The organism is Campylobacter sp. RM19073 (assembly GCF_024723495.1).
Classification (GTDB): domain Bacteria; phylum Campylobacterota; class Campylobacteria; order Campylobacterales; family Campylobacteraceae; genus Campylobacter; species Campylobacter porcelli.
The window spans coordinates 1-3598 of sequence record NZ_JANQCT010000043.1 but is presented as its reverse complement, the minus strand read 5'-3'; the positions used below and the strand labels follow the sequence as shown (position 1 = coordinate 3598).

The 3598-nt window shown below is 31.9% G+C and carries 5 protein-coding genes and 1 pseudogene; 5 read left to right on the top strand and 1 reads right to left on the bottom strand.

The window, feature by feature from the left end; all coding sequences use genetic code 11:
* Nucleotides 1-143: 143 nt before the first annotated feature.
* The 5 genes and pseudogenes from ssb to CSUIS19073_RS08005 form a co-directional block, all read left to right on the top strand.
* Nucleotides 144-494, top strand: a pseudogene (gene ssb / locus CSUIS19073_RS08025) (single-stranded DNA-binding protein); the annotation flags it as partial.
* Nucleotides 495-520: 26 nt separating this feature from the next.
* Nucleotides 521-775, top strand: coding sequence for a hypothetical protein (locus CSUIS19073_RS08020; protein WP_086242174.1), 255 nt, complete (start codon nucleotides 521-523; stop codon nucleotides 773-775).
* Nucleotides 762-1556, top strand: coding sequence for a DNA cytosine methyltransferase (locus CSUIS19073_RS08015; protein WP_086242175.1), 795 nt, complete (start codon nucleotides 762-764; stop codon nucleotides 1554-1556). Before CSUIS19073_RS08020 ends, CSUIS19073_RS08015 begins: the two co-directional genes overlap by 14 nt.
* A 23-nt stretch (nucleotides 1557-1579) precedes the next feature.
* The gene (locus CSUIS19073_RS08010; RefSeq protein WP_086242176.1) at nucleotides 1580-1837 is read left to right on the top strand and encodes a hypothetical protein; all 258 of its coding nucleotides are present in this window, start codon (nucleotides 1580-1582) and stop codon (nucleotides 1835-1837) included.
* A 217-nt stretch (nucleotides 1838-2054) separates the two neighbouring features.
* A complete protein-coding gene (locus tag CSUIS19073_RS08005; protein ID WP_086242178.1) occupies nucleotides 2055-2246 on the top strand; it encodes a hypothetical protein in 192 nt (63 codons plus the stop codon).
* On the opposite strand, the gene CSUIS19073_RS08000 is transcribed toward CSUIS19073_RS08005, so the two are convergent.
* The gene (locus CSUIS19073_RS08000) at nucleotides 2238-3407 is read right to left on the bottom strand and encodes a tyrosine-type recombinase/integrase (RefSeq protein ID WP_086242179.1); all 1170 of its coding nucleotides are present in this window, start codon (nucleotides 3405-3407) and stop codon (nucleotides 2238-2240) included. The two genes, CSUIS19073_RS08005 and CSUIS19073_RS08000, sit on opposite strands and share 9 nt — an antisense overlap.
* Between the last annotated feature and the right edge of the window lie 191 nt (nucleotides 3408-3598).

The following is a 3598-nucleotide window of genomic DNA, read 5'->3' as shown; positions in this document are numbered from 1 at the left end:
GAGTAATTTACATTTATTAAAAAATCAATGAAAGGATTAACAATGGAAAAACTTCTAGCTACAAAAAGCAATAGGGCTAAACTCACTAATACAAATGAGAACCATAGCCAAAAAGCTAATCTCACATATCAAAGGAGAATAAAATGTTTAACAAAGTTATTTTAACTGGTAATCTAAGCAAAGATATAACGCTAAAAAGCAATAGCAATATCACAATAGCAAATACTACTATAGCAGTCAATAGAAAATTCAAAAACCAAAATGGCAATACGAGCGAAGAAGTGCTATTTATAGATATTACCTTTTTTGGTCGTCAAGCAGAAGTGGCAAATCAATATCTAAATAAAGGTAGCAAGGTCTTAATCGAAGGTAGATTAAAGCTTGAGAATTGGCAAGACAAAAACGGACAAAACCGCTCCAAGCACTCAGTAGTAGTTGAAAGTATGGAAATGCTAAGCAGTAATCAAACTCAAACCCATAATAACGATAATAACGAAATTCCATTTTAAAGTAGTAAAAAATGAAATTAGATGAGCTAGAAATTCATCCAGCACCAGTGAGTGAAGATATCTTTTTAGGCACAATGAAAAAAGATATAAAAAGTGGTTTTTTAAGGTGGGTTAATAAGATTAATTTTACCGAGCAATTTTGGAGTTGTTTAGCTGAAATTTGTATAAAAAAGTTAATTGATAGCAAAGCTGATAGCGTTGTATTTATAGAGAATTTCGAAAGTGGCTTAAAAATAGAATTTAAGGTATCATATGAAAATTCTTGACTTATTTAGTGGGATAGGTGGTATGAGCTTAGGGCTACATAGAGCTAGTGCGGAGTTTGAAACTATAGCATTTTGCGAGATAGATAAAATGTGTCAAGAAGTATTAAAGAAAAACTTCTCTAACATACCCATTTTTGATGATGTAACGAAATTATCAAAAAAAGATTTTAACACTCAAATAGATATCATAACAGGTGGGTTTCCTTGCCAAGATTTAAGCACAGCTGGTAAGAAATTAGGTCTGATAGCTGGTAATAGAAGTAGCTTATTTTTTCAAATGCTAAGACTAGCTGATGAGCTAAAGCCTAAATATATGCTATTTGAAAATGTCAAGGAGCTTTTAACAAATGCATTTTATCACAAAACATTCAAAAATGAACTCAAAATGCTTGGATATGATATTTTCCCCACAATACTTCGAGCTAGTGATTTCGGATATCCACACATTAGACGACGAGCATTCATACTCGCTTGGTTACTTGATACCAACGCCACTGGCAAGCGATGCTCTTGCGTTAGAGAGATTTTCATTAGAGCAGCACTTCAAAAGTGTCAAAAACGGCAGACAAAGCAGAACATTCAATTCATTACTACCGCCGATATTAGAGCAAGGTGCGATGAATTCATCGCAAATTTTAGACAAACTCTGCCAAGCTTACGAAAAATTGATGGGATATCCACAAAACTGGAACGAATTAAGCAATACGGAAACACTTTAATTCCAGACATACCTGAAATTTTCGGCAAAGTTATTTTAGAAATTGAAAAACTAGACAAATGAGATTAAAAATTAAAGGAGATTAAATGAGTATATTTAAGTTTGAAAGCATTGATGATGCCGATAGGCTGGAAAGAATTCACACAGTTCTAAAAAGTATGATGCTAGAGATAAAAAAGGATTTATATAGCCTTAGCGATGAAGAACTTAAGAGCAGAGCCGTGAAGGCTTTAGCTGGGCTAGAAAAAGCTAGAAAAGCTATTTTAGGAGATAAGGAGTGGGAAAGGCTTCATAACTACCTAAAAAAGAACGACCCTAATCATAAAGTTTATATTGAGGACTAACTAATGATTAAATACAAAACTTATAGATTTTATACGATATGAGCAAAGTAAGTAAAATACACCCTAACTCTGTAAAGTGCCTACCAAAAGAAGCATATGGTGGGCTTGATGATATTGTGAAAGTAAAACAATATTCGTTTGGTGTCTATCAGTGCGGATTTACCCAGTTTAAATTTGCCGGTTTAGTCAGCTTAAAATCACAAAAAAAAGGGAAAAAATGATAAATATTGATAATAATGATACTTGGATAAGCCCACAAATAGCTAAAAATATGTTAGGTGTTAAGCAAACTTCAACCTTAACAAAACTAGCCATAAAAGGGCTTATAAAACGCACAAAAGCAAACTCAAAAGTAATTTACTACTCCAAAAATAGTATTTTAAATTACTTAAACGGCTCATCATCTTAAATTATCTAAATAATCCGCCCACCACTGCATTAGCTTAGCTCTATCATCAAGATTTAAAGCGTGATTGTATGTAGCTTTTATCTTGTTTTTTTCTGCGTGAGCTAAGCAAAGCTCAATTATACGCTCACTTAATCCGTGAGAAGTTATATTCTCGTGTGCTATAGTGCTAAACATAGCTCTAAATCCGTGTGGGGTTAATTGCTCGTTTGTATAGCCTAGATTTCTAAGCATTGAGCGTATAGCATTGTCGCTGATAGGTCTTGTGTTGCTTCTTAATGATGGGAATATATAAGGGCTTTTAAATTCATAAATTTGGTAGTTTTCTAGTAGCTTGATAACTTGCCTACTCAAAGGCACAGCGTGTGCTTTTTTCATTTTCATTTTATGAGCTGGTATATTCCAAATTCTTTTTTTAAAATCTATCTCATCCCATCTAGCAAAACGAATATTAAAAGACCTTTGAGCTGTAAAAAGAGCTAGTAACCCAGCAGTTTTAACTCTAATATCACCATTATAATCATTAATATTTCGTATTAAATTTGCTATCTCATCTTTTGTGTAAATTCCAGGCGAATTTACTACTGCTTTCTTTTTAAAAAGTGATGATTTATCAATATCAAACGCTACATTATGAGCTAAATACTCACGAGTTACCGCCCATTTTAAAAATGCGGTTATATTGTTTAAAGCTCTATCTAATGTCTCAAATTTACCATCTCTATTAAGCTCATCAGTAGCTTGTATTATATCTGCCTTTTTTATGCTTTTTATATCTTTATTGCCAAATTTGGGGATATAAAACCTTTCAAAATAGCGAGTAATTATTTGTAATTGCTTTGCTGATACTTGAGAACGCTTATAATCAAGCCACTTTTTTAATATCTCTTTAAATGTTGTTACTGTTTTAGAATTTCTAGGCTCATCGCCATTTAAAAGCATTTTTTGAAATTCTAATCGCTTACTCCTTGCTTCTAAAAGGCTCATTATAGGATATTTGCCTAGGCTTACTCGTTTATATTTAAGAGTTTGCTTACTCTTATACTCATAAATAAAAGTTTTAGTGCCACTTGGCATAACTAAAATATAGAGATTTTCACCATCGCTAACTTTATAGCGTTTATCTTTGGGTTTTAATGATTTTATCTTTGTATCATTTAACATACGGACACCTTTTTTGGAATTTCTATTTTGTCCGTGATATTGTCCGATATTTTTGCTTATACTAATATAAATCAAAACAAACTAAAACAAATTAATTTAAATCAAAAAATAGCATATAAGCACGGCAAAATCAAACTATAACAAGAGTAAAAACAAATCAATTTAAACTAATTTAAACTAAAACAAATCAA

Coding starts and splice junctions, on each gene's coding strand:
- CSUIS19073_RS08020 (WP_086242174.1), top strand. CDS start 521: ATGAAATTAGATGAGCTAGAAATTCATCCAGCACCAGTGAGTGAAGAT.
- CSUIS19073_RS08015 (WP_086242175.1), top strand. CDS start 762: ATGAAAATTCTTGACTTATTTAGTGGGATAGGTGGTATGAGCTTAGGG.
- CSUIS19073_RS08010 (WP_086242176.1), top strand. CDS start 1,580: ATGAGTATATTTAAGTTTGAAAGCATTGATGATGCCGATAGGCTGGAA.
- CSUIS19073_RS08005 (WP_086242178.1), top strand. CDS start 2,055: ATGATAAATATTGATAATAATGATACTTGGATAAGCCCACAAATAGCT.
- CSUIS19073_RS08000 (WP_086242179.1), bottom strand. CDS start 3,407: ATGTTAAATGATACAAAGATAAAATCATTAAAACCCAAAGATAAACGC.